Below are 22,964 nucleotides of genomic sequence, written 5' to 3'. Positions count from 1 at the left end.
CGATTTAATTGAACCAAGCAAATACTTCGTCTTTCGTTGGCATATTGATATCCAGTTTAAGTTTTTTACGCATACCACCAAGGTCATTAAAAACCTTGTTCGGATTGGCTTCTTTTAAAGCTTCAATGGTTGTAAAGCCCATTTTTTGTAATGCGGGAACCCAAGCTGCAGGAATACCTTGTTCTTCATAATCTTTTACTTCTGCTACTTTGACAACTTTTTCAGGTCTCATTTGTGGGAAGAAAAGAACTTCTTGGATTGACGCATTATCGGTCAAGAACATGATTAAACGGTCCATACCGATTCCAAGTCCAGAGGTCGGTGGCATTCCATATTCCAATGAACGAAGGAAATCCTGATCTATAAACATGGCTTCATCATCACCTTTTTCAGAAAGACGTAATTGATCTTCAAATCGTTCACGTTGATCAATTGGATCATTAAGTTCTGAATAAGCATTGGCAATCTCTTTTCCACAAACCATCAGCTCAAAACGCTCGGTTAAATCAGGATTATCTCTGTGTTTCTTCGTTAAAGGAGACATTTCTTTTGGATAATCCGTAATGAATGTAGGCTGGATATAGTTTCCTTCACATTTTGCACCGAAAATTTCATCAATCAGTTTGCCTTTACCCATGGTTTCGTTTACGTCGATGCCCATTCCTTTGGCAGCGATACGGATTTCTTCTTCAGATTTTCCAGTAATATCAAATCCAGTGAATTCCTCAATGGAATCTGTCATCGATATCCGTTTATATGGTGCTCTAAAGTCAATTTTATGTTCACCGAAGGTTGCTTCAGTCGTACCATTTACAGCCAACGCACAATGTTCTAACAAACGTTCTGTAAAATTCATCATCCAATTGTAGTCTTTATAGGCTACATAAATTTCCATTGCGGTGAATTCCGGATTGTGGGTGCGGTCCATTCCTTCGTTACGGAAGTTTTTAGAAAACTCGTATACACCATCAAATCCACCAACGATTAGTCTTTTTAGATAAAGCTCGTTGGCGATACGAAGATATAATGGAATATCTAAAGCATTATGATGCGTGATAAACGGACGTGCTGCAGCACCACCTGGGATGGATTGCAGGACCGGTGTTTCTACTTCCATATATCCAGCGTCGTTAAAGAACTGACGCATCGCATTGAAAAGCTTCGTACGTTTGATAAATATGTCTTTGTTACTTGGATTTACGATCAAATCTACATAACGCATTCTATAGCGTTGTTCTGGATCTGTAAAGGCATCAAAAGTTTTACCTTCTGCCGATTTAACAACAGGTAGGGGGCGCAGTGATTTGGATAAAACAGTAAATTCTTCTACGTGTACTGCAATGGCCTCGGTTTGTGTCGTGAAGACATAGCCTTTGATACCAACGATATCGCCAATATCCAATAGCTTTTTGAAAACTACATTGTAAAGGTCTTTATTCTCATCAGGACAGACATCGTCACGCTTTATATAAGCTTGAATACGTCCGGTGGAGTCTTGAATTTCAAAAAATGAAGCACTACCCATCACACGACGACTCATGATACGTCCCGCAATGGTGATGTTCTTATAATTCAATTTATCTCTATCGTAATTTTCTAAAATATCAGCAGCATGTGCATTGACGACAAATTCGTTTGCTGGAAATGGATCAATTCCCATATCCAACAACGATTGCATCGCTTGTCTTCTAAGTTGTTCCTGTTCGGATAATACAGTACTCATTCGGTATGAATAATATTTAAAATGTGAAAATCACGCAAAAATAGCCATTTTTTTCAATTCTTTTTATGGATTTTTTTTGAAAACGCTGTAGCGAAAGGAAATGGCATTTCGTTATATGGATAAAAATAGTTAAATAGTGATATTATTACAAGGGGACATTCGACTATTTGATGTTGAGTTTTATAATTTTAATTTCGTAATCTCCTCGAAAAAAGACGTTCATCATGAAGGGGAGGATTCGATAGATTGTTTACATAGGATGTGCTATTGATTGCATATGAAAGGCAATTTGTCTAAGTTTGAAACTTAATAATTAAATGGTTTAAGTGGGTATAATTCGGTCATATTTTTATAACAAGAAGCTATCATCTTTACAGGATGCTTTAGAACGTTGCTTACGCGATCGTGAGGATGGCAAGGCCTTCGTTTATAAGAAGTATTATGGTTATCTCATGGCTATTATTATTCGTTATGTAAAACAGGACGTGGATGCGGAAGAGCTTGTGAATGAGAGCTTTGTTAGGGTATTTCGGAAATTGGAGTCATTTAATAGGGATATTGATGATGAAAATCTCGAAAAATCGTTTAGAGCCTGGATAGGACGAATTGCTGCCAATATTTCGATTGATTTTTTACGAAGTAAAAAGCAGTTTTATTCGGTTGAAGATTTAGGAGAAGGGGATATGCATACTCCGGCAGTACAATTGGACAGTCGACTAGAGGTCAATGAGATTATGCGTCTGCTCGATCAGCTCCCCGAAATTCAAAAAACTATTTTTAATCTCTATGAGATTGAGGGGTATTCACATGATGAAATAGCCCAAATGCTTAACATACCAGATAGTACGTCAAGGACTTATCTGACGCGAGCGAAACAAAAACTTAGAAAATTATACTTGGATTATACAGGCGTAGTTCAAGAAATAAGATAAATAGTATTGTTACGATGAAAGACAATAAGAAAAAGGAATTGATAGAAGAGATCATTGGACAATTAAAAGACCATGAACTACCTTATAAAGAAGGTTCCTGGGAGAAATTTGCCTCTAGTTATGGCGTTTCAGCACATCGTTCTTCGAATTGGAAATACTGGAGTGCTGCTGCGGCCGTGTTATTGTGTTTTGGTGTGGGGTATTGGGGGTTAAAGACGAATGTGGAGACTGATTTACCGGAAGTAGTGTTAACACATCTGCCGGAACAGGAAGATGTGTTAGGCGACAACAAAGATTTAAAAGAATCCATCCAGCGTTCATTATCGGATATTAGGGGCGGTAGGGCTTTAAGTCCAGAGGTATTAACACTGCAAAAGCCCTACACCTATTCTGTACCAGCGGCTCATCCGACAGAAAGTTTAGGTAATCACCACTTGGTATTAGGTGCTGGGCGATTAATGCAGGGGCAGGATGTCACTGTATCAGCCGATTTAGGAAGGCTGAAGTCCATGCAATTGAAAAATAATTCATTTTCAGCGCAGGTTGGCGTACCTGATAATGAAGTGGAACGGGCAAGCGCGTCAACAAATAACACGCTGACGAATAAAACCGTTATTGCATCGACCAATTCAGGGCTAATGCCACCTGTTAATCAAACGCAACGTGACGCTGTAAAACTCGCGCAATTGTATGATGCGCAACAAGGGAGAACAAGAACTAGTGTTGTACACACGAACATTCCTCAAGATAAAAAATGGGAAATGGGCGCTTTTGTATCCCCAGCCTCTACATCGGAAAGTATAACGCTCGGTGGTGGGGTCGCGCTAGCCTATAATATTTCGAGCAAGGTAAGTCTTCGTTCGGGAGCTTCCATTCAACATTATGGGGCTATTTCGGGGAATTCACCCATCACTCCTGCGATGGGGTCAAATTCCCTCAATGCAGATGCGCCAAATTATATTTCTCAATCGAATTTGAATAATTCATTTGCGATGCGGGCGGCAGATGCAAAAGATGCAAAGAGTAATGAACGGGTTTCGGGTAAAATCTTAACAGTTGATATCCCATTGGATGTTAGGTATGCGATCAGCAAGAATTTCTATACCTCAGTCGGTGTATCCTATGTTGGTGTATTGGATCAGGAGCGGGCAACGATCTATGAAACAAATAATACGGAGTACAGACAAAAATCCCAAGACAAAAATGTTGATGATAAAGGTGTGAATGGCTTTATTAACTTTTCAGTTGGTCGGAAACAGAAAGTTGGAAAATTATCGATTTCTGTAGAGCCTTATTATAAAGCTCCAATCGGAAATTTGAAATCATCCGATTTGAATTATAGCAACGGGGGAGTGAAAATAATGACTAGTTTTTAAATAGCACAATGCGAAAAAAAGGCCGCAGTAAACTTGAAGTTTGCTGCGGCTTTTTTTTCGGCTGCAAATCGGGATTTATTAAATTTCATCAACGCGAACCCAACCCATTCCTGCGGCTTTCGCACCTTCAACTCCAGGGATTCCGTCTTCGTAAACTAGGCATCTTTCTGGAGAAATATTCAATTGCGCAGCTGCCAAAAGAAAAGGTTGTGGTGATGGCTTGCCCTCAGGTGTATCTCCAGCACAAACCAGTGTTTCCAAATCATCCCATACACCAATGGTGGTTAATGTCATGGATAAGGTTGTTCTGGTTCCCCCTGAAACGGCAGCGATATGTTTTTTTCCTTTCTGATATTTTAGATGTTCAACAACGTAATCTACAGGTTTCGTCTTGAAAACATATTCGTCTCGAAAAATGGTAGACTTGAGGGTGGAAAATTCTTGATAATCGAAATCTACCCCATAGCGTTTGCTGATTTCCTCAGCGACAGCAACCGTGGGCCAGCCGGCGGTTTCATCAATCAAATTGACGTCTAACTCGACCCCGTATTGTTGAGCTGCAGCCTTATACGATTGTTTGTGTGCGTCCATATTATCAGCCAAAGTACCATCGACATCAAATAATAAGGCGTCATAGGATTCGGCGAGAAGGTTTAGTAATTCAAATTTTCGTTGTGATTCAGGTGACATATATTTTTATAATGAGCAGTAAAAATAGAAAAATATAATTGGACGAGCAAAAAAGAAGCCCTTCCTGTGTTACAAGGAAAGGCTTCTTACTGTTAGCGCCGTGTGAATTCTTCACGGCGGCAGCCTATATTTAGTGTGAACTTAAATTTTTCGCTTTCTCTTCATCGAAATTAGCTTCTAATTCAGCCAATTTTTTCTTACCATAGGCCATACGTGTAATCACAACGAATAACACTGGAACGATAAAGATGGCTAGGAGTGTGGCTGCAGTCATACCACCAAATACCGTCCAACCGATTGTTTGGCGAGAAATCGCACCAGCGCCATGGGATAACATCAACGGAATAATCCCCAAAATGAAAGCAAAGGAAGTCATAATAATTGGACGTAAACGCAATTTTACAGCATCCAACGTGGCCTCATAAAGGTTCATCCCAATATCAACCCGTTCCTTAGCAAACTCCACAATTAGAATTGCATTTTTAGCAGCAAGTCCAATGATGGTGACCAGACCAATCTGCGCATAGATGTTATTATCCAATGTAGGGATTAATGTTAGGGTTAATATGGCCCCAAATACACCTAAAGGAACAGATAATAAAATAGAGAATGGTACAGACCAACTTTCGTATAATGCGGCTAACAGCAAGAATACAAATAGGATACACAGCGCAAAAATTTGAACAGTTTTTGATCCCGATTGCATCTCTTGCAGCGACAGACCGGAGAACTGATAGTCAAAGCCTTCTGGTAATGTTTGTGCAGCTACTTCTTGTAAGGCTTTCAAAGCATCTCCTGATGAGTAACCAGGGGCCGAACTACCATTGATCTCTACACTTCTAAAGATATTGTAGTGATTGATGATCGAAGGCATAGTCATCAATTCATACTTAACCAGCGTACCCATAGGCACAGGGTTTCCCGACACATTATTGACATACAATTTGTTGATGTCTTCAATATTCATACGGTACGGGATATCAGCTTGTGTAACGACACGGTAACTACGACCATACTTTGTAAAATCATTCACATAGCTACTACCCAAATAGGATGATATCGTCGAATAAATACTGGAGATAGGCACGCCCATGCGTTTTGCCTGTTCGCGGTTAACTTCCAATTTGTAGTTGGGAGAGTTGGTATTAAATAGGGTATAGGCCATGCCAATTTCTGGACGTTGGTTGGCAGCCATCAAGAACTTACCTACTGTTGCTTCAAAATCTTTGATATTTACAGTCTGTAAATCCTGTACCTGCATAGAGAAACCGCCAGATGTACCTAGACCCGGAATTGCCGGTGGCGTTACCGCCAACACCCTTGCCTTGGTATAGCCTTGGTATTTGCCCATAATCATACCAGCGATATCGTTTGCCGTGCGTGTACGGGTTTCCCAAGGTTTAAGCGAAACGAACACTGTTGCACCATTGGATTTAAACGCACGGTTTAGGATATTAATACCGGAGATTGCGGTAACATACTTGATTTCTGGAAATGTCTTATGTAGGTCGGCTTCAATCTCTTTAAGAACTTCATTTGTACGCGCAGAAGAAGAACCTTCTGGCAATGTAATACCGGCGAAAAATGCACCACCATCCTCTGAAGGAATAAATCCAGTTGGTTTGGTTGTAAACATCCAGCCTGTTCCGATAAAAATACATAGCAGAATGATCAATACCAGTGGTGCTTTTTTGATAGCCTGTTTTACACCGTTTGAGTACCTGATGGTCACTTTTTCAAACCAAATGTTAAATTTGTAGAAGAATTTATTCAAACCTTTAGCGCCTTCATGTACTGCGGTCGGCTTTAATAAAATTGAACATAAAGCTGGGGTTAACGAAAGTGCGATAAATGCAGACAGCATAACGGATACTGCAATGGTGATTGCAAACTGTTGATATAATTTACCAACCATTCCAGGGATAAAACCAACCGGAACGAATACTGCAGCCAATATTAATGCAATTGCAATAACCGGAGCAGTGATATCGCCCATGGCACGACGTGTCGCTTCTTTTGCATCCAGTTTATAATGGTCAATATAGTGCTGGACGGCTTCCACCACAACGATGGCATCATCCACCACAATACCGATGGCCAATACAAAGGCAAGCATGGTCAGGTTGTTGACCGAAAAGCCAAACATCAGGAAGAAGATGAAAGTACCGATGATGGATACGGGGATTGCCAGTACGGGAATTAATGTTGCTCTCCAGCTTTGAAGGAAGAAAAATACCACGACCGTTACCAGAATCAATGCTTCAACCAAGGTGTGGATAACCGAAGAAATAGAGGCATTCACAACCGACACCGTCTCATAACTGATCGTATAATCTACATCCGTTGGAAAAGATTTCTTTAATTTTTCCAAAGCATCGACAATACCTTTTGCGGATTCTACGGCATTTCCTCCTGGGGTTTGATTGATCATCATCGCAGATGAAGTCATACCATTTACGGTAGATGATGTACCATAATTAAATTGACCCAATTCAACACGCGCAACATCCTTTAAGAGTACGATAGATCCATCTTTATTGGTTTTTACAACGATGTTTTCAAAGTCCTCGGGATTTGAAAGGTCACTATCGGTAATGATCGGATATTCAAATACCGTCGAAGACTCTTGTGGACGTCCACCAACGCTACCACCAGGTATACGGGAGTTTTGTTCGGCAATTGCTGTGGATACATCAGCAGGAGTCATGCTCAGATTGGCTAATTTATTTGCGTCAAGCCACACGCGCATCGAGAATGGTTGCCCGAAAGCCGTTACATCACCGACGCCTTTCACACGCAAAAGTGCATCTTTAACGTATAAGTTGTTGTAATTGGCCAAGAAATTTTCACTTCTAGTTCCTTTTGGTGAAGTTAAAGCAACCAACATCAAGATATCGTTATTGGCTTTACGGGTTGTAATTCCCAAACGTCTTACCGCTTCCGGAAGGGCTGGTTCAGCAATTCCTACGCGGTTTTGGACGTCTAAGGTCGCTATATCAATATCTGTTCCTACTTCAAAGGTCACGGTAATTGTTGCTTGACCATTTGACGTACTATTGGACGACATATAAATCATGCCAGGTGTACCATTGATCTGACTCTCAATAAGAGTAGTCACGGTTTGTTCAACCGTCTGTGCATCTGCTCCCGTATAATTGGCCGTAACCGTTACTGTAGGAGGTGCAATAGAAGGATACTGGCTAATTGGCAATGTAGATACTGCAATGATCCCGATAATTGAAATCAATATCGAAATAACGATTGCGGTAACTGGCCTCTTAATAAATACTTCTGAAATCATTCTATATCTTTTAGATTCTCTTTAAAAAATTAATGGTGTTATTTTCCTTGAGGAGCGCCTTTTGCAGCCTGTTGGGCAGCGACAGCAGCATCAACTACTTTAACTCCATTTTGGACGTTCATGGCACCATCGACAACGATTTTCTCACCGTCTTTAACACCTTCTTTGATCACAATTTTGTCACCGGCTTTAATACCTAATTTTACTTGGCGAATTTCAGCTTTACTGCTATCATTTACGGTATAGAGGTTAAATACGCCAAGCTGCTCGAAAACGGCTTTGTAAGGAACCACAACTTCTTCCGTAGCTGAGGTTGTCGATACATTCATCGTAATATTCATCCCGGCCCGCAATTCGTTGGCATTGTTGGGGAAAGTAGCGCGCACTTTGATCGTTCCGGTTGCAGGGTCAACTGCGCGGTCGATGGTTGTGATCGTTCCTTTACCTTCATATGTACTTCCATTTGGCAATACAAGAGAAAGATCCGATGATGAATGGCTACTTTGCAGTTGGGTAAATTTGGTAATATCCTTTTCATTTACCTGAAATTCAACAGCAATTGGGCTAGTTGAAGACAAGGTATTCAATAGGGTCGTACCTGGATTGACCAAGGCGCCCAAACGTACCTGTGATATCCCTACGGTACCACTAAAAGGAGCCCGAATGGTCGAACGCGATAAATTTGTATTCGCGGTGACCAATGCTGCACGAGCAGACTCTACCTGTGCTTGAGAAGCGGCTACATTCGATACAGCATTGTCAAATACCTGCTTCGCAATTGCATCTTTATCGGCCAATGTTTGGTAGCGTGCTAGATCTCTTTTTTGTCGGTCCAAATCCGTTTGTGCTACCTGTAAGCTTGCTTTAGCTTGTTGGACAGCCGCATTGTAACGCGTTCCATCAATTTCATAAAGCGCTTGTCCTGCGGAAACTACTGCGCCGTCAGAAACATATATTTTGGTGATATAGCCGCTTACTTCCGCATATAGATCTGCTTCGTTCAACGGTTTGACTGTTGCTGGATAGCTGATTGTACCTGTAACAATCTCATGTGATGCTACACCAAAGCTGACAGGAACAACTTTTTCAGCCTGAGCTTGTGCTGCACCTTGCTTTTTTGCATCCTTATTTCCACAAGAGGTCCATACTAATGCCGTCCCAAGGAAGAAAGCGAATAATAATTGTCTTTTATTCATGATTTGTATTAGTTTCCGTTTATTGATTAATTTGTGTGGATTGCCCCAACTGCTTTCTGAACATCTAATTTACTTGATAACAGTGCATAGAGGGAGTTCAAATAATTAAGTTGCGTTGTTTTGAGATCAGTTTCTGCTGTCATTAGATCGAGGTAAGTTTTGATACCTTCGTCATATTGAAGTTTGATGGTCTCGTATACTTCTTTGGAGAGTTCCACATTTTCTTTAGCTGTTTTCCAATCATTTAAGTTAGCATTATAGGTTGCTCTTGCCAGCGAATACTCTGTGTTAATGCTATTTTCTAAATTTTTGATGTCCCAGTCAATTCTTTCTTCCTGCAATCTGGACTTATTGATTTGTTTTTTACGTTTAAATCCGTCGAAAATTGAAAAAGAAACATTTAGGCCGGCAACTGACCCCGGGAAATTATCGGAGTAAAGTTTACTGAATTTATCATTTCGATAGTTGAAAGCGTAATTGTAGAAAGCACTTACACTTGGCAAATATGTCCATTTATAGTATTGCGTGCTCAACTGTTGGATTTTTTTGGATGTTTCCAATTGTTGGAATTCAATTCGATTAGAGACATTTATTCCAGCAGTTGTGTCTAACAAAATTTCTGATTCCATATTGCTATTGTCAAAGGATAGCGTCAAATTTTTGCTTTTATCCAAAGCTAGCAGTTGTTTGAGGTATTCGTATTTATATTTGCGAAGCTCAACCGTTCTTTTCTCGTCTGCATTCGAATTTGCCAAAGCAATTTGTGCTCGCTTATAGTCGGTCTTATCGACTAAGCCCACATCGTATTGAGACTTTGCATCTTTCAATTGTTTTTGGAGGCGAGCGATATTTTCTCGTACAATCTTGATCTGTTCTTCCGAAGTTAGGATATCATAATAAGCTTTGCTGACCTCTACAACAGCGGTGATCTTTTTGTTCTCCGTATTTTGTTTATTGCCAAGACGTACTAATTCTGCCGCTTTCTTCGCCTGCATTAGCTCTGGATTTAGGATTTGTTGATCTGCTTGAAGCGTTAATGCACTTGCATTGTTCTGCCCCATTTTGATATTATTTCCGCCAATATTTGCTAGTGGAACAATGACATTATAATTATAACTTCCTTTTAGACCCAATTGTGGATACCAACCTGAAAGTGAGATGTCAATATCCTTTTCACCGATGGTCTCGTCCAATTGAGCTTGTTTTACAGCGATTTGATTACGTAGGGCGTAATCAATCAGCTGCTGAAGTGTTGCATTTGCCGGCAAGTTTTCAGATTGCTGTTGTGCAAATCCTGTATTACTCAGAAGCGACAGGGCCGCTAAGGAATAAACGATTTTATTAAACTTCATATATGTAATTAATTATTTTTTTCTCTATTAATAGCCCCATCCCAAATAATCCCCATTAAGTCCTCCACATTTTGTTCGGAAAACTTGAGATCTTTAAATTTGATGCTGTGAACAGTTGATAGTGCCACACCGATGTAACTTGCCACCAAAAGATGGACATCTACCTGCTTCAAAATTTTTCGATCAATGCCTTCCTGTAAAAAATCGACAACTTTGTTTTGCCCCCCCACAGGTTCTTGTATCTCAGCTTTATTCTTCTCGTAATAAGGGGAGGAAAAAAACTGCTCAAAAAAACTAAAGATGTGCCCGTTCTCTAGATAGAACTTGACAAAGTTGCGCCAAATATGAAAAAATGAGTCTTTATAGTCGAAATCATCTTTTATACCATCAAAAATATACTCATTGAGTAGTGTTCTACAATGTTTGAACAAACCAAAAATTAGATCGTCTTTTGACGGGAAATAATGGTAGATAGTCCCAATTGCTACATCAGACTCTTGTGCGATTTTGCTCATCGGCGTTCCATGGAAGCCGTTTGTTTGTATAAGTTTTAGTGTGCTGGCAAATACTGCCGCAATTTTTTCATTGGAATTCATCAATCGAACGTTCATTCGGTTGCAAAATTAACGATTAATTTGGATCCAAAATGTCAGAATATTGTTATAAATCAATAAATATAAAACGACTTGAACCAATAATACAATAAGGAAAAAGAGATGAAATTGTTTTCGTATTTTTATTTTTTTTGATCGGTGGCGGGGAGGTAGAGGTGAGGGATTGCAAATAGAAAAGCGGTGATTTGATTAAATCACCGCTTTTCTATTTGCAACCTTTTAAACTTTTCTCAACATCTTCCAAAGGATATAAATTTTTTCCTTTGTTGATCTTGGTATTGATATAGGTTAATACATAAGCGATATCAATTGCGGAAAGATTTGAAGCGGGCATGGTATTATTAAACTTTTTACCCGCAACTTCAAGTTCCCCAGAAGTTCCGTGCTTGATGATGCAAGCAAGATCTTGGCGATGAGTTTGCAGAAAGGTGGTATCGGTTAGGGGCGGATAGAGATTGCCCAATCCTTCACCTTTCTCTCCATGGCAATTTTGACAATGTGTCCGGTATACCTTTTGACCATTGACCGCATATTGCGCAGTTTTGATATCAACTTCATGCTGACAGCTTATCAAAACCGCTAAAATAGCCCCAATTGTTACACCTGTTTTTAAGAGAATGTGCATGTTATTTTTTATCCTTGCTCAAGAGTAAAGGTAAGTCGTTCATCAGTTTTTTTACTTGCTCATCATTTGTACCGTCGTAGGCGCCCCGAATTCGCTTATCTTTATCTATTAAGACAAGGTACCCCTGATGGTCGTAACCTCCAGGTGCATTTTTATCTTCAGCGGTATAAACCAAGTATTGATTAGCAAGGCCATAGATTTCCGCTTTTGTTCCCGAAACAAATTGCCAGTGCTTATTCGTTACACCTAATTTATTGGCATAATCTTTCAATACATAAGGCTGGTCGTATTTAAAGTCTATACTATGGGACAGGAAACGAACTTCTTCATTGTCTTTGTATTGTTGGTATATCTTTAATAAGTTGCGGTTCATGGTCGGACAGATACTTGGGCAATGGGTAAAGAAGAAGTTGGCAATATATACTTTACCCTCAAAATCTTTGTCTGAAATCATTGTACTATCCTGATTGAGCAGTTTAAAAGGTGGAATAGTATGATAGACTGTATCTACGATTTGTTTTCCATCAACTGTTTTTTCTACAGCTTCTCTTTCGCCATAGATGGGTAAGCTTGGCTGGCTATTGTTTTTACAAGAAAATAAACCGAGTAAAAGGCAAGTGGCGCAGTAAAATTTAGTTATGGATCTCATGTGTTTAATAGTTTTGTTTGTCAAAGCCTGATTTCATCTTTTTGATTAACAATTTAATGCTGGATGCAAAATTGGCGGGCTTAGTTATTCGAATTTTTCGATTTAAAAATTCTTTAATTTGTCTTGGCTTTCTTTAGCAACATTGTCAAATATCTTTTTCATATCACTTACTTTTTGCAGCTCTGTTTCAAAATATTTAACATCTGTTGAATCTGGGTTATACCCTTTCATCCAGTCCATCATATGGTCTGTGGCGCTCTCCAAATTAGCTTTCAAAATGCTCAGGTCTTTTCGTGTGGAACTTGTATCTAAGTCAGCCTTCGCTGTTTTTATGTTTTTTAAATTTGCCAAAATGGAATCTATCTTTACAGCATCGCGGTCGAAATGAGCGATTTGAGGCATGATCTCGTCATGTATCTTAATTGTTGAATCTTGCAACGCTTTTACACCTGTTGCACCATTTTCCTGAGTTCCACATGCTGCTATTGCCAAGGATGCGATAGCGACAAACGCGATTTTATTCATGTTTCTTGTTTTTTGGTAATTTGACAAATATATTAATTTCTTATGGCTCAATATTTCGATTTCTGGAAGGGAATGTAAAATTCAAGTCACGAATATAGGTTTCACAACGCACTGTAGCACAGAGATCGCCAGACTTATCTTTAATTTCGAGTGAAAAATCCCTTACGACCTTGCCTTTTGTTCGAATAATATGGGCACATTCTTCAAGAATTTCTTCGGAAAGCTCCACAGTATACTCCACGCTGGTTTTGCCCGGTTTCTTAAAAATGATCTGTGATGATTTTAACCAAGCAACGGTTTTCTTAAAGCCAATTTTTTGAAGGTATTGGTCGATTAGGATAGGGAAGATGGGGTCTGCTGCAGAAAAGATTGTTCCACCAAAGAGTGTTTTGTTGGTATTGATATTGAATGGTGTCTTATATATTTTTACTTTGGCACCTTGGAAGCCAGGACTAATTTTTTTTACCCAGATTCCTTGAAATAGAAAGGGCGGGTAAATACGCAATAGCCATGTTAAGGCAAGTGGACTATATCTCATAATGCAAAAATAAAAGAATGTGTCGGAATATTTTTTGAAATCTTGGTTTTGTAGCTTCACTATGGTATTTTTACAATTCAAACAACCTAAAATGTCAAGAGTAAAAGAAAAACAACCCCATAAAAAAGTATGGTTACTGATTATGATTGCTTCGTTGGGCTATTTCGTCGATATCTACGATTTGATTATTTTCTCCATCGTCCGTATTCAGTCTTTTACTGATATTGGTGTTCCCGCTGCAGAGATGCGGGTAAAAGGCGAATTTGTGCTCAATATGCAAATGGGTGGTCTGCTACTGGGTGGAATCATCTGGGGGATTATTGGTGATAAATACGGACGTTTAAAAGTGCTCTTTGGATCGATTCTTCTATATTCTTTGGCGAATATTGCAAATGGTTTTGTACATGATGTGCTTATGTATAGCATTATTCGTTTTATAGCGGGTATTGGTTTAGCTGGAGAGCTGGGTGCGGGAATTACCTTAGTTTCTGAAAGTATGCATAAGTCAAAACGGGGTTATGGGACTATGTTGGTTGCAGGAGTTGGTGTTTTAGGAGCGATATTAGCCTATTTTGTTTCAGAAGAATTTGATTGGCGGACGGCCTATTTTGTTGGTGGTGGAATGGGTATATTATTATTATTGCTGCGAGTAGGTTCTTTTGAGTCAGGGCTATTTAAGGAGCAAGATAAATCGAATGTTGTGAAAGGGGATATTCGGATGCTTTTTACCAATCGAAATCGATTAAAACGTTATATCAATTGCCTTTGTATCGGTCTGCCCATTTGGTTTGTCGTCGGTGTATTGGTTACGCAGGCGCCGGAAATTGGAAAGGCGTTAGGGGCTTCAGATACTCTGAGTGCTGGAAAAGGAGTGATGTTTGCTTATATTGGAATTTCGCTCGGAGATGTGCTGGCCGGTATTTTTGCACAAGTGTTGAAGTCACGTAAAAAAGTTGTATTTATTTGTCAGTTAATTATTATTGGAAGTTCACTGTGGTATTTGTTAAGTGATGGTATTACAAGTACTAAGTTTTTGGTACTCGCTTTTGTCATGGGCTTGGGAGTGGGATATTGGGCAACTTTTGTAACTATTTCTGCCGAACAATTTGGTACAAATCTTAGAGCCACTGTTGCAACGACGGCTCCCAATTTCGTGCGGGGTGCGCTTATTCCGTCAACGATGCTATATGGACTTCTAGTAAATGCATTTGGAATCGTGCCAGCGGCAATTATAATGGTTTTAGTTCTTTCCGGTATAGCAATTTATTCGTTGACCCAGTTGGAAGAAAGCTTTGATAAGGATTTGGACTACCTGGAGGAGTAATCAATATAGGCCTATTTTTTTCGACCTGGACATTTTTTACAGCGTTTGCCCTCTTTGTATTTTTTACAACATTTTTTAAAGCAGGCACAGGAAAAGTCAGAAAAAGGGTTCATAGCCGTATTTCGAAACTGAAACACCCCGGCTTTGTTTTCTGACTCATCTAGCTCCAATAAAGATTCAATAACTTCGTTCATGACGCAAAGTTACAATTTGTTTAAAACAATTCTAAATAATAGAATTGTTTTTACATTTTTTTGATCAGATTTTCAATTATTTTAGGGAAGTATTGGTGTTCAAGTTGCTGCCCTTTAAATTTAATAACATCTAAAGTATCATTGGGATCCACTTTGAATCGTGCTTGATATATGATTTCCCCTTCATCGAAATGTTCATTTGCGAAGTGGATCGTAATGCCATGTTCCTCTTCTTTATTTGCTAGGACAGCTTTGTGGACATGATCACCATACATACCTTTGCCACCATATTTTGGTAGGAGAGCAGGATGTATATTTATAATTTGATTTGGAAAAGCTTTCAGCAGGTTATTGGGAACAAGCCAGAGAAAACCTGCCAAAACGATCAGGTCAATATTTAAGTTTTTAAGAATATTGACAACGTTGTCGGTTTTGTAAAATTCATCACGATCAAATATATGTGCAGGTATTTCAAAATTGTCAGCTCGCTGAATAACGTAAGCATCAGGGTTATTGGATAAAATCAAAGCAACCTCAGCTTCATCTGAATACTTGAAATGTTCCATTATTTTTTGCGCATTGGACCCTGAACCTGAAGCAAAAATAGCAATTCGTTTTTTCACGATTAATAAGTATTAATAGATTTGATCGATTTAAAAATTAGCCCAAACTTACGGATTTTTTGTAAAAAAACTAAAATAATAGACGATTGAACCACATTTTTAAGTATTATTGATTAAAATTAATTGAATAGTCACTGTTGCTTTAAATTTCTTTAACATGAAGTTCCTTTATTCTCTATTTTTTGTAAGTGTATTTTTCTTATGTCAATCTGTTTTTGCACAGGCACCCAAAACGCTTCCTTCGTTTACTTTTGATGAGGTCTATCAGGCCAGCAAGTTTAATTCGGACAAACTTCCAAAATCGGGATATATTGTGTTGGATTTTTATGACCCAGGTTGTGGCCATTGTCAGAAAATGGGGGCTGGTATCGCACGCAATTTGTCCAAATTCAAGAATGTATCCTTCTATTTTATCTCCATGAATGACAAGCCTTATGTTGATGGATTTATTAATATGCATGCGAAGGCATTGAAAAGTGCCCCAAATGTCAAATTCTTGTTTGATGCTGGAACTCAATTTATCGAAAAATTTAAGCCTAGCAATTACCCTTCGCTCTATATCTATGATGCAAAAACCAAAGTATTGGTACAGCATTTGGACGGAGAAGACGATGTAAACAAGTTGTTAAAAGCTTTAGGTATTGCAGGTTAAATATCTAAAGCTTTTAACAATAAAAAAAGAACGTCCGATAATACTATCGGACGTTTAGCTTTTTTATTGTTCTTGTTTATTGATGAAAACAAATTTACCGTCGAATACATCCAGACGAATAATCGAGTCGCGATTGACTTTTCCGGATAGAATTTCCTTTGAAAGTTCATTTAGAATTCGCTTTTGAATGACGCGTTTTAAGGGTCTCGCTCCAAAAATAGGATCGTAACCAAGTTGTGCTAACCAATCCATAGCCTCGTCAGAAGCCGTAATAAATATATTTTGTTCGGCCAACTGTTTCTGAACATGCGCAAATTGTAAACGAACAATATCTCCAATCTCGTCTCTACTTAATGGCGTAAACATAATTACTTCATCAATACGGTTCAAAAATTCGGGACGAATTGATTGTTTCAAAAGATCGAACACCTCATTGCGTGTTTTGGCGATAATCTCATCCCTATTATCATCGGTCAGATGACTGAAATTCTCTTGTATAATGGTCGACCCTGTATTGGAGGTCATGATGATAATGGTATTCTTGAAGTTTACCGTACGGCCTTTGTTGTCTGTAAGGTGTCCATCGTCCAATACCTGCAATAGGATGTTGAATACATCAGGATGAGCTTTTTCAATTTCATCTAACAAAACAACAGAATAGGGTCTTCTTCGAACTGCCTCAGTCAACTGTCCGCCTTCATCATAGCCGACATATCCCGGAGGCGCTCCGATTAAACGAGACACGGCGTGTCGTTCTTGATATTCCGACATATCAATACGGACCATGGATTGTTCGTCGTCAAATAAGAACTCGGCAAGTGCTTTTGCAAGTTCGGTTTTTCCGACTCCGGTAGTCCCCAAAAATATGAACGATCCTATTGGTCGTTTCGCATCATTTAATCCAGCACGTGATCGACGAATGGCATCGGAAATAGCTTCTATTGCTTCATCCTGACCGGCGACACGTTTATGAAGCTCTTCCTCCAGATTCAATAATTTTTCGCGTTCAGATTGAATCATCTTGCTCACAGGTATTCCTGTCCATTTTGCGACAACATCAGCAATGTCTTCTGAAGTAACTTCTTCTTTGAGCATACGCTTGCTTTCTTGTTTTTCAGCGAGTTCAGCCTTTAGTTTGTCAACTTTTTCTTGCGCTTCTTTAATCCGTCCGTAGCGAAGCTCTGCTACCTTTCCATAATCTCCGGAACGTTCGGCCTGCTCAGCTTCGAGTTTATAATTTTCGATATTTTCGATCTCTTGATTAACATTGTCGACAAGACTCTTTTCTTCTTGCCATGATGCTCTTAAAGTATCTCTCTCTGCAGATAGATTAGCAATACTTTCCGATAGTTCTGCGACTTTTTTATCGTCATTTTCCCGTTTCAAAGCTTCACGCTCGATTTCCAATTGCATGATACGACGTTCAAGCTCATCGACTGCTTCTGGCACAGAATCCATTTCAAGTCGTAATTTGGATGCTGCCTCATCAATTAAATCAATCGCTTTGTCTGGTAGAAAGCGGTCGGCGATATAGCGCTGTGACAATTCTACTGCCGCAATGATAGATTCATCCAGAATGCGTACCTTATGGTGTGTTTCGTAGCGTTCTTTTAATCCACGGAGAATAGAAATAGCATCTTGTGTGTCGGGTTCTTCAACCATGACTTTCTGGAATCTACGCTCTAATGCTTTATCTTTCTCAAAGTATTTTTGGTACTCGTTTAAGGTCGTTGCTCCAATTGCACGTAGTTCACCTCTAGCTAAAGCTGGTTTGAGGATATTAGCAGCATCCATGGCGCCTTCACCACCTCCAGCACCTACCAGTGTATGGATTTCGTCGATAAAGAGTATAATGTCTCCATTGGAATCGGTAACTTCTTTTACAACCGCTTTCAAACGTTCTTCAAATTCACCTTTATATTTAGCTCCGGCAACCAAAGCGCCCATATCTAAGGAAAATACAATCTTAGATTTTAAGTTTTCAGGTGCGTCGCCTTTTATAATTCTGTAAGCAATACCTTCTGCAATAGCCGTTTTACCAACCCCAGGTTCACCGACTAGAATCGGGTTGTTTTTGGTACGGCGAGAGAGTATTTGCATGACGCGTCGAATTTCTTCATCGCGGCCAATTACCGGATCCAATTTGCCGGATTCGGCATATTCATTTAAGTTTCGGGCATATTTCCCCAAAGCATTATAAGTGGCTTCCGCATTTTGATCGGTTACTCGACTATTTCCGCGCAATTCTTTTATGGCGGTTTTTAAGTCTTTTTCAGTAACACCCTGTGATTTAAGTAATGTGGAGGTCTTATCAGAAGTCGCTAGAATTCCCAATAATAAGTGCTCTACCGAGACAAATTCATCATTGAATTCTTTGAGATAGGCCTGTGCTTTCTGAAGCGCATTGTTGGCATCACTACTTAAATAAATATTGCTGCCACTGACCTTCGGAAAACCTTCAATTTGTTTGTCTAGTTCCGTTCCGAGATAGCTGATGTTGACATTTAATTTTTTTAATAAGTGGCTGACAACATTTTCATCCACTGTGAGTAAAGCTTTTAAAATATGCGCTGTCTCAATCGCCTGTTGTTGATGGCCCGCCGCAATTTCCGAAGCTTTTTGTATAGCCTCTTGGGCTTTAATTGTATAGTTGTTAAAATTCATTTTTATTCTCTTATTTAAAGTTTCGTTGATACATATGGGGTATAACAATTGAAGTGCCATTCGGGTTTTAAGCCACACTTCGGAAAAAATGGCAATAATTTTTATTGAATCATGACAAATTTTCAGTTATTAAAAATAATGCGCTTGATTTTTAAATAATTGGCTAAGTGGGGTAGAAAATTCTTGAAATCGACTTGCATTTTTGGTTTAAGCTTTCGATATTTGCAGCATCTTAAAACGGTCAGACGTTATAAGATTGAAAAGAAGTAACGCCTCTTTAGCTCAGCTGGTAGAGCAACTGACTTGTAATCAGTAGGTCATTGGTTCGATTCCGATAAGAGGCTCTTTTAAGCAACATGCATTAAACTTCTTTAAAAAGCCTCTTTAGCTCAGCTGGTAGAGCAACTGACTTGTAATCAGTAGGTCATTGGTTCGATTCCGATAAGAGGCTCTTTGAGCGACACTCATTAAAATTCATTTGAAAGCCTCTTTAGCTCAGCTGGTAGAGCAACTGACTTGTAATCAGTAGGTCATTGGTTCGATTCCGATAAGAGGCTCATAAAAAAGATCTCCAAGATTTCTTGGAGATCTTTTTTTGTTTAGTCTAAGCTAAGTTTTGCTGCTTTAGCAATTTTTTTTGGTATATCTGTGTTATCCATTTTCTGATTGAATTGTTCGGAGCCAACTCCGATGGCGTATACCGGTGCATAAGCGGCCGAATGGTTGTTAGAGGCCCAGCTTATTGATCCCATCCGATTTAAGATTGAAATACTCAATGCGGCTATTTTGTCGTCGCTTGCGTAAAGGCTTTTTGCGGTTTCATTTTGATGATCGACAAAGCTTTTTTGGTAGGCAGCTTCTAAAGCACTACGATCAGTTTCATGGATTGTAATTTTGGAAAATAAACCAGTTTGAGCAGCAATGAGATTCTTGAGATCGTCCCATGTTGCATTTGGATTATTCTTACGAAGGTTGCCAATTGCGTTCGAAAGTTCTGCATGCGAGGTTTTTTGGTGGGACAAGAATTTTGTTTTCAGCGAAGAACTTCCATTACCGACACCTAATCCTCCTGTTTCATGGTCCGCTGTAACGACTATAAGTGTTTCATTTGGGAATTTTTTATAAAAATCATAGGCGAGTTGTACGGAGGAATTGAAATCCAATACTTCCTGAATCGTCGTAGCCGCATCATTTGCATGGCATGCCCAATCAATTTTTCCACCTTCAATCATTAAAAAGAAACCATTTGTATTGTTTTTATGCAGTGAAGTGATAGCTGCAGATGTGATATCTGCCAATTTTAAATCATTTGGCTTTTGGTCTATGGCATATTTAAGAGCATCTATGGGACTGCCATCTGAATTCATCAATATGATCTTATCTGATTTATTGGGTAGTTTTGCATAAGCATCTTTTCCTTTAAGCACGTTATAGCCGGCTTTTTCTAATATGGGGAAAAGCGATGGCGCCTTTTTATGATCAAATGTTGTTTCGGGTTTGAGGAAATTGGACCCGCCAAAAAAATCAAAATTGGAAGTGACAATTTCTTGACCGATTTCATAATACATGTCGCGGTCTGCTTGGTGCGCATAAAATGAAGCCGGGGTAGCGTGGTCTATGCTGACGCTAGTAATAATACCGACTTTCTTTCCTTTTTGCTTTGCGGCATAAGCTATGCTCTTATAGGGGACTGTTCCCGTACTGTCCATACCGATAACGCCATTTTTGGTTTTTTTTCCAACGGCTAATGCGGTACCACCAGCGCCTGAGTCCGTTACGCCGTTGGAGAGTGAATGTGTGGAGGCAAATCCAACATGAGGAAATTGGGTAAACACAAGTGGGATTGGGTTATCTTTATGCTGTACTTCAGCTTGATGGATTTCGGTGATATTAACCTGGTTGAGGCCCATGCCATCGCCAATTAAGTAAAAGATGTATTTTGCTTCTTGACCAAAAGAGGGGAAAATATGTGCAAAAACGAGGAGGAATAGAAATAAAACGTGTTTTTTCATTTGAATGGTTGTTATTTTAAAAAAACACAAATTACAGCCTTAGGATTAGTTTATTGTTAATTCAATATTATGAATTACTATTTAGGCGATTCAACTGGTTTCTGTTGCTAATTTCTGGATATCTTTAACGTTTACGGTGTGGATACCTATTGTGTAGTGATTGATCGCCTGTAAAATTGCGGAAGCAACTTGTGCTACAGACAGTGGCTTATAGGATTTGAATAATCCTATCGTATTAAGGATACGAAGGGCAGTAATGGCTGTCTTTTCACCGAAGCGATCTGTGTTTGGTCGAATTAATCCTCCCGGCTGGAAAATGATAAGCCGATTGAAATTTAGTGCTTTAACATCCTGTTCAAGGGTTCCTTTCATGCGGTTATAAAAAATTTTTGATGCAGGATCCGCAAGAAGAGCCGATAATAAGAGAAAGGTAGGAAAACCATTTTTCTTGGCCAATGCCGCAAATTGCAAATTAAGATCATGATCTATTTTCCATTGTGCATCTTTACTGCCAGCGTCCTTTAATGTGGTGCCAAGGCAGGAAATAGCGATGTCGCCTTGGATCTCGCGCTCAAAATCCGTTAGATTTTCAAAATCTACGATAACCTGTTTCAATTTAATGTGCTCATCAAACGACACACGTCTTAAAAGAACAACGATTTCCGTAACTTCCTTAGATTTCAACATCAATTGAATGAGCGCCCTTCCTGTAGCACCAGAACCGCCAATTAAAACTACCTTCATTATTTCCTTACTTATTTTCTTTACTAATTATCTTGAATGAATTGCTTCACGGAGAGTTATCGCCCAGATGATTGAGTATGAAATTAATCTTTATAATTAGGCTTGCCAGGAGTAAAGCGAACAATAGATTGATCCAATCGGAGGGTGTCTGCTACAGTGATTAGATCTTCTTCGACAATAAAATTTTGATCAATAGCGGTTTTTATTGTTGTAAAGTCCTCTTGATCGGCATCTTGGAAATAGAGTAGGGATTGAATTGTAGATACTGCCACCAGTTCGAGTAATTCGTCTTCACCTTCGTATCCAACGTAGAAAAAATCTGCCATAATATTGAAATTTGATGTTATACGAATATACTTTTTTATTTTTAAAATTTGTCAAATAGCGTGAGAACTTCTTGAAGAGTGATAGACACTATGTCAAAAAGTTGTTGAAATTTGACTTTCTTTTATCCAGTTGTGGGCAGCCAGTGTAAAATACATTATATTTGATATAGTCATTTTAAAGATAATTAACAATAAGTTTTAATAACGATGGATAAAGAGCAGATACAAAATTGGTTAGATAATGGGTATGATATACTTCATCATGGACGACCAGTGAAGGTTGAAGGTGATTTGTGGGATTACATCGATGGATTGGGAAGTTATGAAAATGTGTATGTTTTACGAGAATTAATCTATTGGACGGAAGAAGAGTTGGCAAATATTGGTAAATAGCGTTGAGATCCTGAAAATCCGTGTTCAGGATCCCTTCGGTTGTTTCTTGTGCTAGAAAATAATATTACGTTTGAAAGCACAGCCTAATTCGATAAGGGAGTCTGTCTTCGCAATGCCTGGAATGCTATCGATTTTTTCATAAAGTAGTTGTCGCATATGTTCGTGATTTTTAGCAATAATTTTCACATATAATGTGTAGTTGCCCGTAATATAGTAGCATTCTGTAACTTCTGGTATTTTTTTGAGCTCTTCAATAATTCTGCTCGAATCATGATCTTTTTCTAAACTTAGCCCTGTAAAAGCACCCCAATCATAGCCTAGCTTCTTTTCATTCAATACGGGCTTTATACCTGTCAGTATCCCTTGTTCCGTCAAACGGTTGATTCGTTGATGGATCATGGTATTGGATACGCCCATGGCTGTTGCTATTGCAGAGTAGGCCATCCGTCCATCTTCGTCTAAATATTTTAAAATCTGTAGATCAAAGTCATCGATATTATTCATTGTAGAA

21 protein-coding genes and 3 tRNA genes are annotated in these 22,964 nt (G+C 39.0%); 8 read left to right on the top strand and 16 right to left on the bottom strand.

Features of this window, described 5'->3' with window-relative positions:
* Window positions 1–4 precede the first annotated feature (4 nt).
* Window positions 5–1,723 (bottom strand): lysine--tRNA ligase, encoded by a 1,719-nt coding sequence (lysS, locus tag AAW12_RS10450; protein ID WP_046673559.1) that lies wholly within the window; start codon window positions 1,721–1,723, stop codon window positions 5–7.
* 326 nt (window positions 1,724–2,049) lie between these two features.
* Between lysS and AAW12_RS10445 the strand changes: the two genes are divergently transcribed.
* Together AAW12_RS10445 and AAW12_RS10440 are read left to right on the top strand one after the other, a co-directional pair.
* Entirely contained in the window at window positions 2,050–2,655 is a 606-nt protein-coding gene (locus AAW12_RS10445) for an RNA polymerase sigma factor (protein ID WP_046673558.1), read from the top strand.
* A gap of 14 nt (window positions 2,656–2,669) precedes the next feature.
* Window positions 2,670–4,031, top strand: coding sequence for a hypothetical protein (locus tag AAW12_RS10440; RefSeq protein ID WP_046673557.1), 1,362 nt, complete (start codon window positions 2,670–2,672; stop codon window positions 4,029–4,031).
* A 78-nt stretch (window positions 4,032–4,109) separates the two neighbouring features.
* On the opposite strand, the gene AAW12_RS10435 is transcribed toward AAW12_RS10440, so the two are convergent.
* The 9 genes from AAW12_RS10435 to AAW12_RS10395 all read right to left on the bottom strand — a co-directional run bounded on the left by AAW12_RS10435 (window position 4,110) and on the right by AAW12_RS10395 (window position 13,521).
* On the bottom strand, window positions 4,110–4,721 hold the full coding sequence (locus tag AAW12_RS10435; RefSeq protein WP_046673556.1) for an HAD family hydrolase: 612 nt from the start codon (window positions 4,719–4,721) through the stop codon (window positions 4,110–4,112).
* Window positions 4,722–4,851: 130 nt separating this feature from the next.
* Window positions 4,852–8,022 (bottom strand): efflux RND transporter permease subunit, encoded by a 3,171-nt coding sequence (locus AAW12_RS10430; protein ID WP_046673555.1) that lies wholly within the window; start codon window positions 8,020–8,022, stop codon window positions 4,852–4,854.
* Between the two features lie 38 nt (window positions 8,023–8,060).
* The gene (locus AAW12_RS10425; RefSeq protein ID WP_046673554.1) at window positions 8,061–9,218 is read right to left on the bottom strand and encodes an efflux RND transporter periplasmic adaptor subunit; all 1,158 of its coding nucleotides are present in this window, start codon (window positions 9,216–9,218) and stop codon (window positions 8,061–8,063) included.
* Between the two features lie 26 nt (window positions 9,219–9,244).
* Complete coding sequence (locus tag AAW12_RS10420) at window positions 9,245–10,570, bottom strand: TolC family protein (protein ID WP_046673553.1); 1,326 nt, start codon at window positions 10,568–10,570, stop codon at window positions 9,245–9,247.
* 8 nt (window positions 10,571–10,578) lie between these two features.
* A complete protein-coding gene (locus AAW12_RS10415; protein ID WP_046673552.1) occupies window positions 10,579–11,181 on the bottom strand; it encodes a TetR/AcrR family transcriptional regulator in 603 nt (200 codons plus the stop codon).
* Between the two features lie 208 nt (window positions 11,182–11,389).
* Window positions 11,390–11,809: a c-type cytochrome gene (locus tag AAW12_RS10410; protein ID WP_046673551.1), complete on the bottom strand. Its 420-nt coding sequence runs from the start codon at window positions 11,807–11,809 to the stop codon at window positions 11,390–11,392.
* Between the two features lies 1 nt (window position 11,810).
* Complete coding sequence (locus tag AAW12_RS10405) at window positions 11,811–12,458, bottom strand: SCO family protein (RefSeq protein WP_046673550.1); 648 nt, start codon at window positions 12,456–12,458, stop codon at window positions 11,811–11,813.
* A gap of 102 nt (window positions 12,459–12,560) precedes the next feature.
* Window positions 12,561–12,983 (bottom strand): hypothetical protein, encoded by a 423-nt coding sequence (locus tag AAW12_RS10400; RefSeq protein ID WP_046673549.1) that lies wholly within the window; start codon window positions 12,981–12,983, stop codon window positions 12,561–12,563.
* A 40-nt stretch (window positions 12,984–13,023) separates the two neighbouring features.
* A complete protein-coding gene (locus tag AAW12_RS10395; RefSeq protein ID WP_046673548.1) occupies window positions 13,024–13,521 on the bottom strand; it encodes a PaaI family thioesterase in 498 nt (165 codons plus the stop codon).
* A 91-nt stretch (window positions 13,522–13,612) separates the two neighbouring features.
* Here AAW12_RS10395 and AAW12_RS10390 point away from each other — a divergent pair, with 91 nt between their 5' ends.
* Window positions 13,613–14,845 carry an MFS transporter gene (locus AAW12_RS10390; RefSeq protein WP_046673613.1) on the top strand — a complete coding sequence of 411 codons (1,233 nt, stop codon included), beginning with the start codon at window positions 13,613–13,615 and terminating at the stop codon, window positions 14,843–14,845.
* 244 nt (window positions 14,846–15,089) lie between these two features.
* Here AAW12_RS10390 and purN read toward each other — a convergent pair whose 3' ends face one another.
* A complete protein-coding gene (gene purN / locus AAW12_RS10380) occupies window positions 15,090–15,662 on the bottom strand; it encodes a phosphoribosylglycinamide formyltransferase (protein WP_046673546.1) in 573 nt (190 codons plus the stop codon).
* Window positions 15,663–15,819: 157 nt separating this feature from the next.
* On the opposite strand from purN, the gene AAW12_RS10375 reads away from it, so the two are divergent.
* Window positions 15,820–16,314 (top strand): TlpA family protein disulfide reductase, encoded by a 495-nt coding sequence (locus tag AAW12_RS10375; protein ID WP_046673545.1) that lies wholly within the window; start codon window positions 15,820–15,822, stop codon window positions 16,312–16,314.
* 63 nt (window positions 16,315–16,377) lie between these two features.
* Here the strand turns inward: AAW12_RS10375 and clpB are convergent, their stop codons facing one another.
* Complete coding sequence (clpB, locus tag AAW12_RS10370) at window positions 16,378–18,978, bottom strand: ATP-dependent chaperone ClpB (protein WP_046673544.1); 2,601 nt, start codon at window positions 18,976–18,978, stop codon at window positions 16,378–16,380.
* Window positions 18,979–19,249: 271 nt separating this feature from the next.
* On the opposite strand from clpB, the gene AAW12_RS10365 reads away from it, so the two are divergent.
* The 3 genes from AAW12_RS10365 (at window position 19,250) to AAW12_RS10355 (ending at window position 19,535) form a co-directional block, all read left to right on the top strand.
* A tRNA-Thr gene (locus AAW12_RS10365) sits at window positions 19,250–19,322 on the top strand.
* 34 nt (window positions 19,323–19,356) lie between these two features.
* A tRNA-Thr gene (locus tag AAW12_RS10360) sits at window positions 19,357–19,429 on the top strand.
* Between the two features lie 33 nt (window positions 19,430–19,462).
* Window positions 19,463–19,535: transfer RNA gene (locus tag AAW12_RS10355), tRNA-Thr, on the top strand.
* A gap of 42 nt (window positions 19,536–19,577) precedes the next feature.
* Here AAW12_RS10355 and AAW12_RS10350 read toward each other — a convergent pair.
* The 3 genes from AAW12_RS10350 to AAW12_RS10340 all read right to left on the bottom strand — a co-directional run bounded on the left by AAW12_RS10350 (window position 19,578) and on the right by AAW12_RS10340 (window position 22,060).
* Window positions 19,578–20,990 carry an alkaline phosphatase gene (locus tag AAW12_RS10350; RefSeq protein ID WP_046673543.1) on the bottom strand — a complete coding sequence of 471 codons (1,413 nt, stop codon included), beginning with the start codon at window positions 20,988–20,990 and terminating at the stop codon, window positions 19,578–19,580.
* Window positions 20,991–21,080: 90 nt separating this feature from the next.
* Complete coding sequence (locus AAW12_RS10345) at window positions 21,081–21,734, bottom strand: NAD(P)H-binding protein (protein ID WP_053003615.1); 654 nt, start codon at window positions 21,732–21,734, stop codon at window positions 21,081–21,083.
* 83 nt (window positions 21,735–21,817) lie between these two features.
* Window positions 21,818–22,060 carry a hypothetical protein gene (locus AAW12_RS10340; protein WP_046673541.1) on the bottom strand — a complete coding sequence of 81 codons (243 nt, stop codon included), beginning with the start codon at window positions 22,058–22,060 and terminating at the stop codon, window positions 21,818–21,820.
* A gap of 207 nt (window positions 22,061–22,267) precedes the next feature.
* Here AAW12_RS10340 and AAW12_RS10335 point away from each other — a divergent pair, with 207 nt between their 5' ends.
* Window positions 22,268–22,453: a hypothetical protein gene (locus tag AAW12_RS10335; RefSeq protein ID WP_046673540.1), complete on the top strand. Its 186-nt coding sequence runs from the start codon at window positions 22,268–22,270 to the stop codon at window positions 22,451–22,453.
* A gap of 51 nt (window positions 22,454–22,504) precedes the next feature.
* On the opposite strand, the gene AAW12_RS10330 is transcribed toward AAW12_RS10335, so the two are convergent.
* Window positions 22,505–22,957, bottom strand: a complete 453-nt coding sequence (locus tag AAW12_RS10330; protein ID WP_046673539.1) for an Lrp/AsnC family transcriptional regulator — start codon at window positions 22,955–22,957, stop codon at window positions 22,505–22,507.
* Window positions 22,958–22,964: the final 7 nt, after the last annotated feature.

This window comes from Sphingobacterium sp. Ag1, assembly GCF_000988325.1.
In the GTDB taxonomy this organism is placed as follows: Bacteria; Bacteroidota; Bacteroidia; order Sphingobacteriales; family Sphingobacteriaceae; genus Sphingobacterium.
The sequence above is the reverse complement of the archived record's forward strand: the minus strand, read 5'-3'. Positions and strand labels throughout refer to the sequence as shown.

Bases quoted from the DNA above. Each gene is read 5' to 3' on its own strand.
- lysS (WP_046673559.1), bottom strand. From the start codon at position 1,723: ATGAGTACTGTATTATCCGAACAGGAACAACTTAGAAGACAAGCGATG.
- AAW12_RS10440 (WP_046673557.1), top strand. From the start codon at position 2,670: ATGAAAGACAATAAGAAAAAGGAATTGATAGAAGAGATCATTGGACAA.
- AAW12_RS10435 (WP_046673556.1), bottom strand. From the start codon at position 4,721: ATGTCACCTGAATCACAACGAAAATTTGAATTACTAAACCTTCTCGCC.
- AAW12_RS10430 (WP_046673555.1), bottom strand. From the start codon at position 8,022: ATGATTTCAGAAGTATTTATTAAGAGGCCAGTTACCGCAATCGTTATT.
- AAW12_RS10425 (WP_046673554.1), bottom strand. From the start codon at position 9,218: ATGAATAAAAGACAATTATTATTCGCTTTCTTCCTTGGGACGGCATTA.
- AAW12_RS10420 (WP_046673553.1), bottom strand. From the start codon at position 10,570: ATGAAGTTTAATAAAATCGTTTATTCCTTAGCGGCCCTGTCGCTTCTG.
- AAW12_RS10415 (WP_046673552.1), bottom strand. From the start codon at position 11,181: ATGAACGTTCGATTGATGAATTCCAATGAAAAAATTGCGGCAGTATTT.
- AAW12_RS10410 (WP_046673551.1), bottom strand. From the start codon at position 11,809: ATGCACATTCTCTTAAAAACAGGTGTAACAATTGGGGCTATTTTAGCG.
- AAW12_RS10405 (WP_046673550.1), bottom strand. From the start codon at position 12,458: ATGAGATCCATAACTAAATTTTACTGCGCCACTTGCCTTTTACTCGGT.
- AAW12_RS10400 (WP_046673549.1), bottom strand. From the start codon at position 12,983: ATGAATAAAATCGCGTTTGTCGCTATCGCATCCTTGGCAATAGCAGCA.
- AAW12_RS10395 (WP_046673548.1), bottom strand. From the start codon at position 13,521: ATGAGATATAGTCCACTTGCCTTAACATGGCTATTGCGTATTTACCCG.
- AAW12_RS10390 (WP_046673613.1), top strand. From the start codon at position 13,613: ATGTCAAGAGTAAAAGAAAAACAACCCCATAAAAAAGTATGGTTACTG.
- AAW12_RS10375 (WP_046673545.1), top strand. From the start codon at position 15,820: ATGAAGTTCCTTTATTCTCTATTTTTTGTAAGTGTATTTTTCTTATGT.
- clpB (WP_046673544.1), bottom strand. From the start codon at position 18,978: ATGAATTTTAACAACTATACAATTAAAGCCCAAGAGGCTATACAAAAA.
- AAW12_RS10350 (WP_046673543.1), bottom strand. From the start codon at position 20,990: ATGAAAAAACACGTTTTATTTCTATTCCTCCTCGTTTTTGCACATATT.
- AAW12_RS10345 (WP_053003615.1), bottom strand. From the start codon at position 21,734: ATGAAGGTAGTTTTAATTGGCGGTTCTGGTGCTACAGGAAGGGCGCTC.
- AAW12_RS10340 (WP_046673541.1), bottom strand. From the start codon at position 22,060: ATGGCAGATTTTTTCTACGTTGGATACGAAGGTGAAGACGAATTACTC.
- AAW12_RS10335 (WP_046673540.1), top strand. From the start codon at position 22,268: ATGGATAAAGAGCAGATACAAAATTGGTTAGATAATGGGTATGATATA.
- AAW12_RS10330 (WP_046673539.1), bottom strand. From the start codon at position 22,957: ATGAATAATATCGATGACTTTGATCTACAGATTTTAAAATATTTAGAC.